The sequence below is a fragment of the Mycobacterium venezuelense genome (assembly GCF_054919535.1).
The window spans coordinates 187,342-202,855 of the sequence record NZ_JBONDW010000002.1 but is presented as its reverse complement, the minus strand read 5'-3'; the positions used below and the strand labels follow the sequence as shown (position 1 = coordinate 202,855).

The window sequence follows — 15,514 nt, the reverse complement described above, 5'->3', positions numbered from 1 at the left end:
AGCTTAACCGGGCAGTTGTTCGGCACCTGGTAAGGCGTGCCGCGACATTACTTGACACATGTAGAATAACGGGGCAGCCTGACAGCATGACCGTCCTCGACGAACGGCATCGCTACCCGAAACTGCCGCATCCTCCACGGCGGATCCCTCTGCTCGGTGACGTGTTCGGATTCGACGCGGATTCTCCCTCGCAGTCGGCGATGGAACTCGCGCGCCTCGGGGCCGTCTTCGAATTCACGTTTCTCGGCGCGCGGTATGTGGTGGCGGCCGGAGCCGACGCGGTCATGGATCTCAACGACGAGACCCGCTTCTGCAAGCACGTCGGCCCCGATATCGAGGCCCTACGGATCATCGGTGGGGACGGCCTGTTCACCGCGTACAACGATGAACCGAACTGGCTCAAGGCGCATCAGCTGCTGATGCCGGCTTTCAGCCAGGCCGCGATGCGCCGCTACCACGCGGTGATGTTCGAGGTCGCGGGGGAATTGACCGACCGCTGGGACGCCAGCGATACGGTCGACGTCTCCGCGGACACCACGCGCGTCACGCTGGAGACGATCGGACGCTGTGCGGCCGGATACTCGTTCGGCTGCTTCGAATCCGACGAAACCCATCCGTTCGTCGAGCACATGGTGTCCGCGCTCAAAGGCGCCGACCGGGCCGGCGTGCTGAGGGAGACGCTTCTGCCCGGCCTCGTCGCCCGGATCTTCGAGCGCCGGGTCCGCCGCGACGCGGCGTACCTGCATGACCTGGCCGACGATATCGTCGCCAAGCGCCGGAAACTCGGCCCGGGGCACCACGGCGACCTGCTCGACATCATGCTGGCCTCAGATCTCGACGCCGCCAACATCCGTTACCAGCTGATCAACTTCCTGGTGGCCGGCCATGAGACCACCTCGGGCGCATTGTCTTTCGCGCTGTACTTCCTGTCTCGCCACCCGGAGGTGTTCGCCCGTGCCCGCGCCGAGGTCGACGAGGTATGGGGTGACGAGGAGCGGCCCGAATTCGAGAAGATCGCGAAACTGCGCTATGTCCGGCGGGTTCTCGACGAGTCGCTGCGGCTGCAGCCGACGGTGCCCGGCTACTACCGCGCCGCCCGCGAGGACACCGTGCTGGCCGGGATTCACCCGATGCACAAGGGAGACTGGGCATTGGCGCTGACCTCGACCCTGCACCGCGATCCCCGATGGGGAGCCGAACCGGAGGATTTCGATCCCGACCGGTTCGCGCCGGAGCAGGTCCGGGCCCGGCCCGGTGGCTTGTACAAGCCCTTCGGCACAGGCGAAAGATCTTGTATCGGACGCCAGTTCGCCCTGCACGAGGCGGTCTTGCTGCTGGCGGTGATCATCCGCCGCTACGACATGGACGCAGACCCGGACTACCGGTTGCAGATCCAGGAACGGCTCACGATGATGCCGTTCGGTTTTCGGCTCGGCCTACGACGGCGCTAGCTGTCGTCCTCGCTACGCGCCTCGGCACCCGTCTCGCCTGCGTCGAACGCATCGTCAGAGGTGGTTCGCCCGACATAGCGCCCGCCCGCGCGGGATCCGGCCACCTTGTCGTCCTCGTCGACGTCGGATTCGGACTTGTCGTCGGTGTTGTCGCCACTGCGTCCTGACATGCAGCCCGCGTACCCCGCCGGAGGCGGAGTGAAACACCGCGAAACGGGGTACCTTCAACTCGTCAGACCGGTGTCTTCAAAGGTCAGCACATGGAGTGGTTCACGGCACCCGAATACTGGTTCGCCAGGCAGGTGTTGCAGCGGGGAACCGCGGCGATCTATCTGGTCGCCTTCATTGCCGCCGCCCGGCAGTTCCGGCCGCTCATGGGTGAGCGAGGCTTGCTGCCGATACCCCGATTCCTGGCACGTACCTCATTCCGCCGCGCCCCCAGCATCTTCCACCTCCACTATTCCGACCGCTTCTTCGCCGCGGTGTGCTGGACCGGCGCGGCCATCTCGGCCGCACTCGTGGCCGGAGCCGGTGACCTGGTGCCGTTGTGGGCGGCGATGCTGGCTTGGCTGCTGCTGTGGGTGCTGTATCTGTCGATCGTCAACGTGGGGCAGACGTGGTACTCGTTCGGGTGGGAATCGCTGCTGCTGGAAGCCGGATTCCTCGCGATCTTCCTCGGCAACGACCACATCGCCCCGCCGGTGTTGGTGTTGTGGCTGAGCCGGTGGTTGCTGTTCCGCGTCGAGTTCGGTGCGGGGCTGATCAAGCTGCGTGGCGACCGGTGCTGGCGTGATCTGACGTGCCTGTACTACCACCACGAGACGCAGCCGATGCCCGGGCCGCTGAGCTGGTTCTTCCACCATCTGCCGCGGCCACTGCACCGGATTGAGGTCGCCGGCAACCACTTTGCCCAACTCGTCGTGCCCTTCGCGCTCTTCGCTCCGCAGCCGGTGGCATCCGGTGCCGCCGCGATCGTGATCGTGACGCAGCTGTGGCTGGTCGCGTCCGGCAACTTCGCCTGGCTGAACTGGGTGACGATCGTGTTGGCCGCCAGTGCCATATCCGACTCCGCCGTGTCCACGGTTCTTCCCGTGACCGCACCCGAGTTCTCCGACACTCCGCTGTGGTTCGTCGTTGCGGTCCTTGCGTTCACGGCAGTCACCGTTGTCCTGAGCTTCTGGCCGTTGCGCAATCTGGTGTCGAGGCGGCAGCGAATGAACGCCTCCTACAACAACTATCACCTGGTGAACTCCTACGGAGCATTCGGAGCGGTGGGGCGCAGCCGCGACGAAGTGGTGATCGAGGGCACCGACGATGACGTGGTGACGGGCGGCACCGTGTGGCGCGAGTACGAGTTCAAGGGCAAACCTGGGGACGTGCGCCGGTGGCCCCGCCAATTCGCGCCATACCACCTTCGCCTGGACTGGCTCATGTGGTTCGCGGCAATCTCGCCGGCATACGCCCAGCAGTGGTTGCGTACCTTTCTGATCCGCCTGCTCGAGAATGACCGGGAAACTCTGAAGCTGTTGCGGCACAATCCCTTCCCGGACCAGCCGCCGCGTTACGTGCGGGCGCGCCTGTACCGCTATCGGTTCAGCACGTGGCATGAACTTCGTCGCGACCACGTGTGGTGGGAACGGACCCTGCTCGGTGACTACCTGCGGCCGGTGGCGTTGCCGGGCGCGAGTAACAAGTCGACGCGCGCGTGAATCCCCGCCGAGGGCGATCGACCGGCGGGGACACAGTGTTGCGTTGTCTACTTCCAGATCAGGAGATCCTGTGCGCCGTTGTTGAACACCACGGTGTCCGGGGCCGGTCCGACGACGTCGAAGTACACCTCACCGGTGGTCGCGTTGCCCTGAGGCAGCGGCGTGGGATTGACCCCGTTCGCGGTGGGCGCAGTGAAGATCGCGCGATAGTTCTGTCCGTTCTCGGCCCTGGCATTGAAGTCCGAGACGACCGGGGTAGCGGTGCCCTGCACCGCCGTTGCGGTCGCCGTGGCCTCCCATAGCTGCCCAGAAACCGGGTGCGGAATTTGATCATCGCTCGGTCGCAGATCGCTGACCGTCCAACCGGTCACGGTGGCGCCGGTGGCGTCGGGCAGGTTCTGCTGCATGCCGAAACTGCGCACAGTGGTGTAAGCCGATGCCGGCGACGCACTGAACACCGCTGCGGCCGTGGTGGCGAGCACTGCTGAAGTCATTGCCGCCGTCTTGCTGAACTTCATGGTTTCTCCAATCGTTCGGGCGGCGGCCGCCCTCCTAGCGGGCGGTCACCTTCGGTTTATCGCCCTCTTGCAGCGCTACCCGATCCGTCCGCGGGCTAACCCTCTCGCAGAGATCGCTGGTAGCGGCGCATACCGGCAATCCACCGGTCGTAGTCGGCGCCCTTGTGGCGATACATGTCGAGAACGTGGGGGTGGGGCAGCACGAGAAACCGCTCCGAACGCACCGCCTCGACGGTCGCCGTGGCAACTTCCTCCGCGCTGATGACGGCGCCGGATTGCACGATCGATTCGGCGCCGACCAGTGCATCGGATTCATCCGCGTTGCGCACGGCATGCAGCAACGGGGTGTCGACTCCGAGCGGGCATACACAGCTGACACCGATCCCGTCGTCGCCGTAGGTGATCGCCAGCCACTCGGCGAATCCGACCGCGGCGTGCTTGGTCACGGCGTAGCCGGCCGCGCCGATCTGCGACAGTAGCCCGGCCGCCGACGCGATCGAGACAAAATAGCCGCTGCCGCGCGAGCACCACTGGGGGACAAGCACTTCCGCGGCCCGGACATGCGCGCGCAGATTCACGTCGAGTATCCGATCCCAGTCGGCATCGGTACCGAGCCCGCTCGCGCCGATGATCCCGGCGTTGGCAATGTAGATGTCCGCAGGCCCGAACCGGCTGTCGGCCAACGCTTCGATATCGGCCGAATCTGCGGCGTCGGCGCGCAGCGCGACGGCCGAGCCACCGGTTGCGGTGATCCGCGCTGCCGTCTCGTTCGCACCTGCCTCGTCCAGATCGCCGATCACTACGCGTGCACCATTCGCTGCGAAAGCCTCGGCCAGTGCGCGCCCGATGCCTGAGCCGCCACCGGTGACGACTGCAACCCGCTGTTCGATGTCCATGTCCTGTGCCTACCGAATCTCGGCGGCGACCGCGCGTGGACACGCGACACGTCCGCGAGGCACTTGTAACCCGACTGTGTCCGGAGTTCATCGGGCGGAAACAAACCGTCCCTAAGTTATGGATCCAAGTTTGGATCCGAAAGCGATGGCCTTCCGATCAGAGGAGAACACATGGTCGCCCCGACGGCACCCGGAATTCACATAGGTGGGCTGACTAAGCAGTTCAAGGTCGGCCGATCGCAGGTCACGGCACTGGATGGGGTCGACATTCACTCCGAGCAGGGTGAGTTCGTCACGCTTCTCGGACCATCCGGATGCGGCAAGAGCACGGTGCTGCGGATCCTTGCCGGCCTCGAAGTCCAGAACGAGGGGACCGCCCTGGTGCACGGCGAAACCCCGCAGGAGATGCGGCGACACCACCACCTCGGTATCGCATTCCAGGATTCCGCGCTGCTGCCGTGGCGATCGGTTCGGTCCAACATCCGGCTGCCGCTGGAGGTGTCGAAGCAGACGGTTCCCGATGAGTTCGTGCAAGAACTCATCGACCTCGTCGGGCTGACAGGTTTCGAATCGGCCCGCCCCGCCCAGCTGTCGGGTGGTATGCGTCAGCGGGTATCCATAGCCCGCGCTCTCGTGGTCAAGCCGCGTGTGCTGCTGCTCGACGAGCCGTTCGGAGCACTCGACGACATGACCCGCCAGATGCTCAACATCGAACTGCTCAGAATCTGGACTGAGCGCCCCGCCACCACGTTGATGGTCACCCACGGCATTGCCGAGGCCGTCTTTCTCTCCGACACCGTCGTGGTCATGAGCCCCCGGCCCGGCCGGGTGGTGAAGTCGGTACAGATCGACCTGCCCCGACCCCGGCTCCCGGAAATGATGCGCACCAGCGAGTTTCACGAGTATGTCGATCTGCTGTCGTCCATCCTGTTCGGCACGCGTGCGGACGATTCGCAGCCACGCGTGCCCGTCGACAGCGGGCAGCGATGAAACGGGGCCGCCTCACCGGGCTCGTCGGCTCAGTTCTCGTGCTGGTTGTCTGGCAACTCGTCGGGGTGACGGGAATTCTCGGCCCCGCAATCGCATCGCCGACCGAGATTCTGGCGGGTGTGATGTCTGACGGACCGGCGTTCTATGGCATCCATGTGCCGGTCACCCTGGCCTCTGCGTCGGTGGGCTACTTCTGGGGCAATCTCGTCGCGATCGGTTGCGCGGCTCTGGTCACCACGGTCCCCGCGCTGGAGAAACTGGTGCTGCAGGCTGGAATAGCCTCGGCATGCATACCGCTGATCGCCATTGCGCCCATCCTCGCCGCGTGCTTCGACGGCATGGTCACCTCGGCGATCATGGCGGCGGTCTCGGTCTTCTTCACCACCCTTGTCGGGTCCATCAACGGCCTGCGCCAAGCGGATTCGCTCAGCAAGGACCTCGTACGAGCATATGGCGGAGGCAAATACCTCGTGCTGCGCAAGGTCGAGCTGCTCTCGGCATTACCCAACATCCTGACCGCGCTCAAGGTCGCGGTGCCCGCAGCCATCCTGGGTGCCATCATCGGCGAGTTCATGGGGCAGGAACGCGGACTCGGCGCAGCGCTGGTCGTCGCCCAGTCCTCGAGCGACGTCGTTCGAACCTGGGGCATCACGCTGGTTTCCAGTCTCATTGCCGGCCTTGCCTTCGCGGTGGTCAACATCGTCGAGAAAGTCACAACGCCATGGGCGGCCGCGGTGGCGGGAGGCAAGGCATGACGACAAGCCTGCAGGCCCGCACTCCCGCCATGCGCAGTGCAGCGCGTAGCTTGATCACCACGTTCGGTGCCGTGGTGGCGATCCTCGTGGTCTGGACAGTGTTCATCGGCGTTGTCGACGTCAGCTCTTACGTCGCGAAATCTCCTGCCGACGTGTGGAATTACCTGGTCGCCGATGCTGACGCCGCAACCAACCGGGCCGACATCGCGTCGCACCTCGTGCGGACGCTCGGTGATGCCTCATATGGGTTCGTGCTGGGTTTGATCCTGGCGGCCGGGGTCTCGCTGTTGTTCTACTTCTCACGGACCGTCGAGAACATGTTCCTGCCGACCGTCACCGCACTGCACGCGATTCCCATGGTCACGGTCGCGCCCATCCTCGTGCTGATCTTCGATCGCGGCGTGGTCGGCACGGCGGTCATCGGCGCAGCAATCGTCGTCGTACCGGCCCTGCTGACCATGCTGCACGGGATCCGCAGTACTCCGAGGACCGATGTCGAGATGGTCGTCGCATACGGCGGCTCGACGCTGACGGCGTTCTGGAAAGTCGCACTGCCCCATGCCATCCCCACGTGGTTCGCGGCCGCGCGGGTCGCGGTGACCACCTCGGTGGTCGGCGCTCTGCTCGCCGAGTGGCTGGCCACCGGGCAGGGCCTGGGCGGTCAGATGCTGCGCGACGCCAACGAATTCGAGTTCGCGCGCCTCTGGTCCTCCGTCGTGGTTCTCACCATCACCTGCATCGTCATCTACCAGATCGTCAGCGTCATCGAAGCCGCTGTCACCGCCCGCATGAGTGCTCCCCGCTGAGTACGCCCACCTCCCATCTGAACGGACATCCAATGAGCAAGCACCTCGATCGCCGGCAGTTCATCACCAGGGGACTGGCACTCGGTGGTCTCGCCCTGACCGGCCCGGCCGTCCTGTCCGCGTGCGTATCAGCTGAATCCAGCGGCGCCGCCGACGGATTCGGCGTGGCCTCCCAGCGGTTGGCCTGGATCAAGAACACCCAGTTCGCAGGCAGCTACATCGCAGACAAGAAGGGTTACTACCGCGACGCCGGCTTCAGCGGGTCCGAGCTGGTTTCGGGCGGTCCGACCGCTCCGCCGATCGAGTCGGACGTGCTGTCGCGCACGTTCGCCGGAGTGTCCCAGGTACCGATCGTCGGTTCCGCGGTCGCGAAGGGCGCGCCGCTCAAGATCGTCGGAGCGGTATACAGCCGTTACGCCGGCTGCATCATGACCATGGCAGACAAGCCCGTCAACACCCCCGAGGACCTGTACGGCAAGACCATCGGCTGCGCATCGTCGAGCGAGCCGGTCTGGCGCAACTTCATCGCCGCGCTCAAGCTCGACGAGTCCAAGATCAACACCGTTCCGGTGCAGGGCGATCCGATCGGCATGACTGTCGGCGAGATCGACGGATACCTGGGATTCATCAACAGCCAGGTGGTCGACCTGCGGCACAAGGGTTTCGACATCAACACGATGCTGCTCGCCGACGTCGGGTTCCCGCTCGTCGGGCAGACCTACATCACCACCCAGGACAACATCGACAAGAACCGCGACAAGCTGAAGGCCTTCCTGCATGCCGAGATCCGGGGCTGGCGCGAGGTTCTCGACGACCCGCAGATGGCAACCGATCTGACCGTCAACGAGTACGGCAAGGATCTGCACCTGAACCCCAAGGCCACCTACGACTGCTGCCTGGCCGGTAACGATCTGATCCGCAACGGCCAAGCCTCGCAACAACTCGTCGCGATCTCGGACGAGACGGCGGCAGCCAACATCGAGGCGATCGCCGCGGGCGGTCTCAACCTCTCGGTCGGCGACTTGTTCGAGCTCGGACCGATCCGCGAAGTGTACGAAGAGAACCCGGACCTGGCGCTGACCTGACGCCGAATCCGTGCCGGCTTTTCCCACAACCAGAAAGGTTCACATGACCGCTCCGATCACTCCGGACATCGTCGTCACCGGGGGAACCGTGGTGTCGCACGACGGCCGTCGCCGCCAGGACATCGCCGTCGCAGACGGCCGTGTCATCGCGGTCGGCGACAACCTCGCGACCGAGGGCGTGCCGACGGTCGACGCCACCGGTCTGCTGGTTCTTCCCGGACTGGTCGACGTCCACGTGCACCTGCGTGAGCCGGGAATGACCGAGAAAGAGGACTTCGCCAGCGGCACGTCGGCCGCGGCGGCAGGCGGGGTGACGACGGTCGTCGACATGCCCAACACCAAGCCGCCGGTCGCCACGGCCGAGCGGTACGCGCACAAGCTGGATCTCGTGAAGAACAAGGCGTATGTGGATTTCGGGCTCTACGGCATGCTCGATCACGACAACGCCGATGAGATCGGTGCGATGGCGGAACTCGGCGCCATGGGTTTCAAGTTGTTCATGGGGCAGACCACCGGTGACAACCGCTGCCCCAACGACGCCGCGATCTTTCGTGGACTGGAAGCCGCGGCCGACGCGGATCTGGTCGTCGGTGTCCACGCCGAGAACGACCACCTGCTCCGCATGTTCGGTGACCGGCTACAGGCGCAGGGCCGCCGGGACCCGCGCGCCCATCTGGAGGGCAGGCCGGCATTCGTCGAGGTCGAAGCCATCACCCGGATCATCACGATGGCAACCGAGGCCAACACCAAACTGCACATCCACCACCTGTCGACGGCCGCCGGCCTTGGCCGTGTGGTCGATCTGCGGGCGCAGGGCCATCGGGTGACCATCGAGACGCTTGTGTCGCACCTCTTCCTCGACGAGAGTGCCTATGACACCTACGGGAATCTCATCAAGCTCAACCCGCCGATCCGGCCTGCCGCCGACGTCGCCGCGTTGTGGGTGGGCATCGAACGGGGCGATGTCGATGTCGTCGCAACCGATCACGCGCCGCACACCGCTACCGAGCAAGCCGAGACCGACGTGTGGAAGGCCTACGGCGGATTCATCGGCGTGGAGACCATGCTCCCGTTGATGCTCACGGCCGCTGCGCAGGGCAGGCTGACCGTGGAGGACATCGTTCGGCTGTGCTCGTACACGCCGGCCAAGCGGTGGTCGATGGCCGGAAAAGGGCAACTGGTACCGGGTTTCGACGCCGACTTCGTCCTGGTCGACACCGAGGCCGAGGTGGTGCTCGATCAGCGCGACCTGCACTCCAAGCACAACGTCACGCCCTACGACGGCTGGGAACTCACGGGAAGTGTGGTGGCGACATACCTGCGCGGGGGGCTGGTGTACGAGAAGGGCAACGTGATCGGTGAGCCGACCGGCCGCCAGGTCAAGCCGGCCCGGCACAGCGGATCGGCAGGAGCCAGATGACCCACATGACGCTGCTGGGCACCGACGGCGCGGCGACAATCCGTGCGGCTGTCGGGCAGTGCATCGACGAGGTCGCAAGCGTCACATCCGAATTGGCGTCGTCCGGTCCGGCAGTGATCGCCGGAATCGGTACGACTGCGGCACATGCACTCAAGGGCAGGCTTTTGCACGATGCACTGGCCGTCCAAAACGTGGAACTCGCCGACACCGTCCATTTCGACGGTCCCGCCGAGCTTCTCGACGATTCGCGATGGACCCTGGCGCTCGTGCTCAGCCCGTGGAAGCAGGACGTCGTCCCGCGGTTGCAGGCATTGGTGCCGTCGGCCGCACGCACGGGCGTGGTCGACACCATTGTCCGGGCCTCGGCCGAACTGGTCGGCGTCAACACCAACAGCTGGGCCGCGCAGGCGGCCATGGAGACTCTGATGGGTGGCCGGACCCCCGCTTCGGTGGTGGTACTGGGGTCTGGCGGCTCGTCGAACTCGGTGGCGCTGGCGTGCCGACGGGCATGGCCCGGTGCGCGATTGATCGGCTCGGCGCGCAACGAGCAGGCGCTGACGGCCTGGGCGCAGCGGTTCGCCGCCGATCATGCCCGCCCGGAGGAACTCGGCGGGTTGTTGGCGACAGAACCACCGTCGCTGCTCGTCAACACCACGACATGGGGTGAGACCGACGCATCCGAGGAAACACCGTTCGTGTTCGACTTCGACCGGCTGATCTCACCGGGCAACCAGTTCTTCGACCTGAACAATCGCGTCAGCGCGTTGCAGACTTCGGCGCTGCAAGCGGGTATGAACGTCATGTCGGGCACGTTCATGCAGCGCGCCACGAATGCCTGCCGCGCCGCACTGTCGAAAGCGAGGATGACATGAGCCCCTTGGACAGTGCCGCGGCAACCACGACGCCGACCGGCGAGCCGTTGAGCGTTCGTGAACGCGTGTACCGATATCTACGTCAGCAGATCACCACCGGCGAGTACGGCGGAGGCATCCGGCTGACCGAGGAGGAGATCGCCGAAGATCTCGGAGTGAGCCGTACGCCCATACGCGAAGCGCTGCAACGCCTCACCAGCGAGGGTCTCGTCGAGCGGGTTCGGCGTGGTCAGCTCATCGTGGTCGAGGTCGACGCGACCGCCCGTGCCGAACTACACGAGCTGCGTGTCGCGTTCGACCAGGTCGCGGCGAAACTCATCACGGCCAAAAGTGCTGAGGTGGACTGGGATTCGTTGTACGGGATGCTCATTCCGCTGGAAGCCGCGTTACGGGAGTACGGCGTGAGCAGCCCGCAGTACGCGATGGCGCATCTGGAATTCCACATGGCCATCAACCGGGCCGCGTTCTGCCCGATCACGTCTTCGTTCCTCGAGCGCCAGGCGTTTCTGTATCCGACGGACGACTACGTCCAGCAATCCGGCCACGAGCCGATATCTCAGCACCGCACGCTGCTCGACGATCTCGCCAGCGGCGACCTTGAGCGTGCCGCCACCGCGATGCGCGTGCACGCGCTCCGCGGTCATGGCAACACCACGCTTTCCTGACTGCTGAGCTGACCCTTTTTCGCTACGACACGGAGTCTTTCATGTCCCACGACACTGTCCTCATGTTCGTCAACGGCCAGGCGATGAGCGGTGGCCCGCTCAATGACGCGTTGGCATCAGCGCGCTTCGTAGGCCCGGTGCGAACCGCGCCGGGATACCGGTTCTTCTCGTTCGGCGACGTATTCCCCGGGCTTGCGCCCGTGCGGGACGGTGGCTGGTCGGTGCCCGGTGAGGTCTACGAAGTGACGTACGCCGAGTTGCGCGACAAGCTGCTGCCGCGCGAACCCGCCGAACTCGAGCTGTCGGTCATCGAACTCGAAGACGGTCGCGGCGCACTCAGCATGGTGTGCCGGTCGTATCCGGGCGACGGCACCCACGCACATGAGATCACCGCGCCAGGGGGCTGGCGCGAGCATCTCGGCGAGCCCGCCGCGTCGCGATGACGCGGGTTCTGCAGGCCTGCGCGGACCCGCCTGCCACCGACCACTATCTGCGGTGCACCCCCGAAACCGTCAGTTGGGGAACGCTTCCCACGCCGGGCACGGTTCGAGTGCTCGCCGTCGAGAGCGGTTCGACCGTCACATTCGACACGGTGTCGCAGGAAGGGCTGATGGAGGATCAGGGCCGCGACCCCATCGCCTACTTCGGCAGGCACGGAGTCCGCCGCGCCGATGTGCTGGACGATGCGGTCGAGCTCGCGGCATCGGATCTTCGTAAACCCGAACCGCCGAAGGCGCCGCACATCGTCCTCGGGCCGGTCGACGTGCGCGGCGCAGAGCCGGGGGACTGGCTGCGGGTCGATTTCCTGGACCTGCGGCCGCGGGTTCCGTACGGGGTCGTATCGAGCAGGCACCAGCGTGGCGCGTTGCCCGACCGGCTGCCGCGCGCGGCCGACGGCAGCACCCCCGCGGTGTTCAGCAAGTTCTGCCGGCTCGACGGCACCGGCACCCGCGCGGTGTTCGAGTACGCCGGCGGCCGGGCCACGATCGCCGTGCGGCCGTTCATGGGACTGTGCGGCGTCACGCCGGCCGGTCCCGAACCACTGAGCACCATTCCGCCCGGCCCGTTCGGCGGAAACATGGATGTGCGCGAAATCGTCGCAGGCAGCTCGCTGTATCTGCCCGTACAGGTCGCCGGGGCCGGCTTCTACCTCGGTGACCCGCATTTCGCGCAGGGCAACGGCGAGATCGCGCTGACCGCACTGGAGGGGTCGTTGCGGGTCACGGCGCGGTTGAGTGTGGTCAAGGCCCTGACCCCGGCGCGGGCACCCATGCCGTTCGTCGACACCGACGACCACTGGATTATCCTCGGTATGAACGAGAGCCTCGACGAGGCGATGCGCGAGTGCGCCCAGTTGGCCGTCGACTTCCTGTCCGCGCGGACGGGCATGACGCCGAGTGAGGCGTATCTCTATCTCAGTGCCGCGGGCGACTTTTCGGTGACCCAGGTGGTCGACATCGTCAAAGGCGTGCACTGCTCGATCCGCAAGAGCGATTTCCGTCAGGAGTGCCGTGTCTGAACCATCGCCGACGATCGCCCACGGTCGGGCCGTACCGACACTGCACAATGCGACGCTGCCGGACAGGCGGCTGGTCGACGTACACCTCGACGGTGGGCGCGTGCGTGACATCGTCCCCGCGGCGGGCCGGTCACCGGTCGGTGACGAGCTCGACCTCACCGGCCATCTGCTGCTCACCGCACCGGCAGAACCGCACGCGCATCTGGACAAGGCCCTGTCCTTCGACGAGATTCGGCCACCCATGGGGAATCTCGACGCGGCGATCGCCGCGTGGGAAAGCCACACCCCGACCCTGACCGTGGAGGGTATCGCCGAGCGGGCCCGTCGCGCGGCCCTGCTGCTGCTCGGCAACGGAACGACGGCGGTGCGTACCCACGTCAACCTGTTGCGTGGCGACGATCCGCTACGCGGTATTCGTGCCCTGGTGGCAGTGCGCGAAGAACTCGCCGACGTCATCGACATCCAGATCGTCGCCATGGCACCGTATTTCGCCACCGACGAGGCTGTGCACGCGGCGCTGGATGTCGGCGCCGATCTCGTCGGCGGCCATCCCCACCAGACCCCCGATCCGAGCGGAAACCTGCAGCGACTGCTGGCGATCGCCGAAACCCGGAACGTCGGCGTTGACATGCACACCGATGAGCAACTCAACCCGCGGATGCTCACGCTGGAAGAACTGGCGCACTCGGTGCGGGACTGGCCGGAGTCGATGCCGGTGACCGCGGGGCACTGTGTCAGCCTGGGCATGGTCGAACGCGATGTGCTCGACCGGGTGATCGGTGCCGTGAGAGCGAGCGGCATCGGAATCGTGAGCCTGCCGATCACCAACCTGTACCTGCAGGGCTGGAACGATCCGGTCGCGACGCCCCGCGGGTTGACCGCCCTGCGTGCGCTGTTGGATGCCGGGGTGCGAGTGGCCGGCGGCGCCGACAACGTGCGCGACCCGTACAACCCACTCGGGCGCAGCGACGCATTCGAGACCGCGATGCTGATGGTCACGGCGGGGCACCTGTCAGTCGGCGAGGCGTACCGTGCCGTCAGCGACGGCGCGCGCGACGTCATGGGGCTTCCGGTCGCCGGGGTGCGGCGCGGGGCCGCGGCAGAGCTCCTGGCCATCCGCGCGGCCAGCCTGGAGGAAGCGGTCGCCGGCGCACCCCACGACCGCATCGTGCTGCGCCGCGGACGGCTGGCGTCGGTCAGCAGGACCAGCCGGTCGGTCGCGGTGCCTACCCGAAGTGAACGCCTTGCGCCAGTGGCAGTTCCGATGAGTAGTTGACAGTGTTGGTGGCGCGGCGCATGTAGGCCTTCCACGCGTCCGAGCCGGATTCGCGGCCGCCGCCGGTGTGCTTCTCGCCGCCGAACGCCCCGCCGATCTCGGCGCCCGACGTCCCGATGTTGACGTTGGCGATGCCGCAGTCCGAGCCGTCGGCAGCCATGAAGCGTTCGGCCTCGCGGACGTCGGTTGTGAAGATCGCCGACGAAAGACCTTGCGGGACCTCGTTGTTCAACGCGATCGCCTCGTCGAGGTCGTCGTAGGTCAGAACGTAGAGGATGGGGGCGAACGTCTCGGTGTGCACCACGGCGGTCTGGGCGGGCATGACGACCACCGCGGGTGCGACATAGAACGACGTGTCACCGGTCTCGCCGGCGAACATGCGCCGGTCACCACCGAACACCTTCCCGCCGTCGGCCCGCGCCTGCTCGAGTGCGCCGACCATGTCGCGGTAGGCGCGCTCGTGGATGAGCGGGCCGACGAGGGTGCCCTCGGAGGCCGGAGCGCCGATCGGGAGGCTCTGATAGGCCGAAACGATCCGCTGGATCAATTCGTCTGCCACCGAGGAGTGCGCGATCAATCGACGCAGGGTCGTGCAACGCTGTCCGGCGGTGCCCGCGGCCGAGAACACGATCGCGCGTACGGCCAGGTCCAGATCGGCCGACGGGGTGACGATCGCCGCGTTGTTACCGCCCAGCTCCAGCAGGACCTTGCCGAACCGCGCGGCCACGCGCGGGCCGACCTGTTGGCCCATCCGCACCGAGCCGGTCGCGCTCACGAGCGCGACGCGTGGATCGTCGACGAGTCGTTCGCCTAGCTCGCGGCCGCCCTGCACGAGACGGCATACCGCCGCGGGGGCACCCACGTCGGCGGCGGCGCGTTCGATCAGCGCCTGGCAGGCAAGCGCCGTCAGCGGGGTCAGCTCGGAGGGTTTCCACACCACGGTGTCGCCGCACACCAACGCGATCGCGGTATTCCACGACCACACCGCGACCGGGAAGTTGAACGCGGTGATGACGCCGACGACGCCGAGCGGGTGCCACGTCTCCATCAGGCGGTGACCGGGCCGCTCGGAGGCGATCGTGCGGCCGTACAGCTGCCGGGAGAGCCCGACGGCGAACTGGCAGATGTCGATCATCTCCTGCACCTCACCGAGGGCCTCGGACGTGATCTTGCCCGCCTCGACCGTCACGAGTGTCGCGAGGTCGGACTTATGCTCGGCGAGCAACTCGCCGAGGCGCGCGACCAGGGCGCCCCGAACCGGCGCCGGGGTGGTACGCCACGTCGAAAAGGCCTGTGCTGCTTCGTCGATCGCGGAGTCGGCCTGCTCCGCGGTGTCCTCCGGCATGGTGAACAACACTTCTCCGGTGATCGGCGTGCTCGCGGGCAAGCCGTGCTGGCCGGGTGCGCCCAATGTGACGTTTGCGCCGATCGAATCGAACGCTCGTCGTACCTGCTCGCGCAAATCGTCGGCGGTGGGAAGCATGGTCTGCTCGGTCGTCGGATCTGTTCGTGTCATATCGCGCCTCTCTGGTCGGCAACCCCGGTATGGAGA

General features: G+C 66.2%; 16 protein-coding genes. 12 read left to right on the top strand and 4 right to left on the bottom strand.

The genetic code is table 11. The annotated features are described in order from the left end of the window. Positions 1–86: 86 nt before the first annotated feature. Positions 87–1,451, top strand: coding sequence for a cytochrome P450 (locus ACRCUN_RS03695; RefSeq protein WP_462140309.1), 1,365 nt, complete (start codon positions 87–89; stop codon positions 1,449–1,451). On the opposite strand, the gene ACRCUN_RS03690 is transcribed toward ACRCUN_RS03695, so the two are convergent. After that, entirely contained in the window at positions 1,448–1,621 is a 174-nt protein-coding gene (locus ACRCUN_RS03690) for a hypothetical protein (RefSeq protein WP_462140308.1), read from the bottom strand. The two genes, ACRCUN_RS03695 and ACRCUN_RS03690, sit on opposite strands and share 4 nt — an antisense overlap. A 90-nt stretch (positions 1,622–1,711) precedes the next feature. On the opposite strand from ACRCUN_RS03690, the gene ACRCUN_RS03685 reads away from it, so the two are divergent. Beyond that, complete coding sequence (locus ACRCUN_RS03685) at positions 1,712–3,160, top strand: lipase maturation factor family protein (RefSeq protein WP_462140307.1); 1,449 nt, start codon at positions 1,712–1,714, stop codon at positions 3,158–3,160. 47 nt (positions 3,161–3,207) lie between these two features. Here the strand turns inward: ACRCUN_RS03685 and ACRCUN_RS03680 are convergent, their stop codons facing one another. Next, positions 3,208–3,678, bottom strand: coding sequence for an MPT63 family protein (locus ACRCUN_RS03680; protein WP_462140306.1), 471 nt, complete (start codon positions 3,676–3,678; stop codon positions 3,208–3,210). Positions 3,679–3,773: 95 nt separating this feature from the next. Then, positions 3,774–4,574, bottom strand: coding sequence for an SDR family oxidoreductase (locus ACRCUN_RS03675; RefSeq protein ID WP_462140305.1), 801 nt, complete (start codon positions 4,572–4,574; stop codon positions 3,774–3,776). A 171-nt stretch (positions 4,575–4,745) separates the two neighbouring features. On the opposite strand from ACRCUN_RS03675, the gene ACRCUN_RS03670 reads away from it, so the two are divergent. Genes ACRCUN_RS03670 through ACRCUN_RS03625 form a run of 10 tightly spaced genes read left to right on the top strand, consistent with a single transcriptional unit; the run spans position 4,746 to position 13,962 of the window. Continuing rightward, on the top strand, positions 4,746–5,564 hold the full coding sequence (locus tag ACRCUN_RS03670) for an ABC transporter ATP-binding protein (RefSeq protein ID WP_462140304.1): 819 nt from the start codon (positions 4,746–4,748) through the stop codon (positions 5,562–5,564). Continuing rightward, positions 5,561–6,319 carry an ABC transporter permease gene (locus tag ACRCUN_RS03665; protein ID WP_462140303.1) on the top strand — a complete coding sequence of 253 codons (759 nt, stop codon included), beginning with the start codon at positions 5,561–5,563 and terminating at the stop codon, positions 6,317–6,319. The genes ACRCUN_RS03670 and ACRCUN_RS03665 overlap by 4 nt, the downstream gene beginning before the upstream one ends. Further along, positions 6,316–7,125, top strand: a complete 810-nt coding sequence (locus ACRCUN_RS03660; protein ID WP_462140302.1) for an ABC transporter permease — start codon at positions 6,316–6,318, stop codon at positions 7,123–7,125. The genes ACRCUN_RS03665 and ACRCUN_RS03660 overlap by 4 nt, the downstream gene beginning before the upstream one ends. 32 nt (positions 7,126–7,157) lie before the next feature. Continuing rightward, entirely contained in the window at positions 7,158–8,210 is a 1,053-nt protein-coding gene (locus ACRCUN_RS03655) for an ABC transporter substrate-binding protein (RefSeq protein ID WP_462140301.1), read from the top strand. 43 nt (positions 8,211–8,253) lie between these two features. Beyond that, the gene (gene allB / locus ACRCUN_RS03650) at positions 8,254–9,630 is read left to right on the top strand and encodes an allantoinase AllB (protein ID WP_462140300.1); all 1,377 of its coding nucleotides are present in this window, start codon (positions 8,254–8,256) and stop codon (positions 9,628–9,630) included. Next, positions 9,627–10,502, top strand: coding sequence for a hypothetical protein (locus tag ACRCUN_RS03645; RefSeq protein ID WP_462140299.1), 876 nt, complete (start codon positions 9,627–9,629; stop codon positions 10,500–10,502). The genes allB and ACRCUN_RS03645 overlap by 4 nt, the downstream gene beginning before the upstream one ends. Beyond that, the gene (locus ACRCUN_RS03640; protein ID WP_462140298.1) at positions 10,499–11,167 is read left to right on the top strand and encodes a GntR family transcriptional regulator; all 669 of its coding nucleotides are present in this window, start codon (positions 10,499–10,501) and stop codon (positions 11,165–11,167) included. Before ACRCUN_RS03645 ends, ACRCUN_RS03640 begins: the two co-directional genes overlap by 4 nt. Positions 11,168–11,208: 41 nt before the next feature. Next, a complete protein-coding gene (locus tag ACRCUN_RS03635) occupies positions 11,209–11,610 on the top strand; it encodes an allophanate hydrolase-related protein (RefSeq protein WP_462140297.1) in 402 nt (133 codons plus the stop codon). Continuing rightward, the gene (locus tag ACRCUN_RS03630) at positions 11,607–12,686 is read left to right on the top strand and encodes an acetamidase/formamidase family protein (protein WP_462140296.1); all 1,080 of its coding nucleotides are present in this window, start codon (positions 11,607–11,609) and stop codon (positions 12,684–12,686) included. Before ACRCUN_RS03635 ends, ACRCUN_RS03630 begins: the two co-directional genes overlap by 4 nt. Then, positions 12,679–13,962, top strand: a complete 1,284-nt coding sequence (locus ACRCUN_RS03625) for an amidohydrolase family protein (RefSeq protein WP_462140295.1) — start codon at positions 12,679–12,681, stop codon at positions 13,960–13,962. Before ACRCUN_RS03630 ends, ACRCUN_RS03625 begins: the two co-directional genes overlap by 8 nt. Here the strand turns inward: ACRCUN_RS03625 and amaB are convergent. Further along, complete coding sequence (amaB, locus tag ACRCUN_RS03620; protein ID WP_462140294.1) at positions 13,913–15,478, bottom strand: L-piperidine-6-carboxylate dehydrogenase; 1,566 nt, start codon at positions 15,476–15,478, stop codon at positions 13,913–13,915. The two genes, ACRCUN_RS03625 and amaB, sit on opposite strands and share 50 nt — an antisense overlap. Positions 15,479–15,514 lie beyond the last annotated feature (36 nt).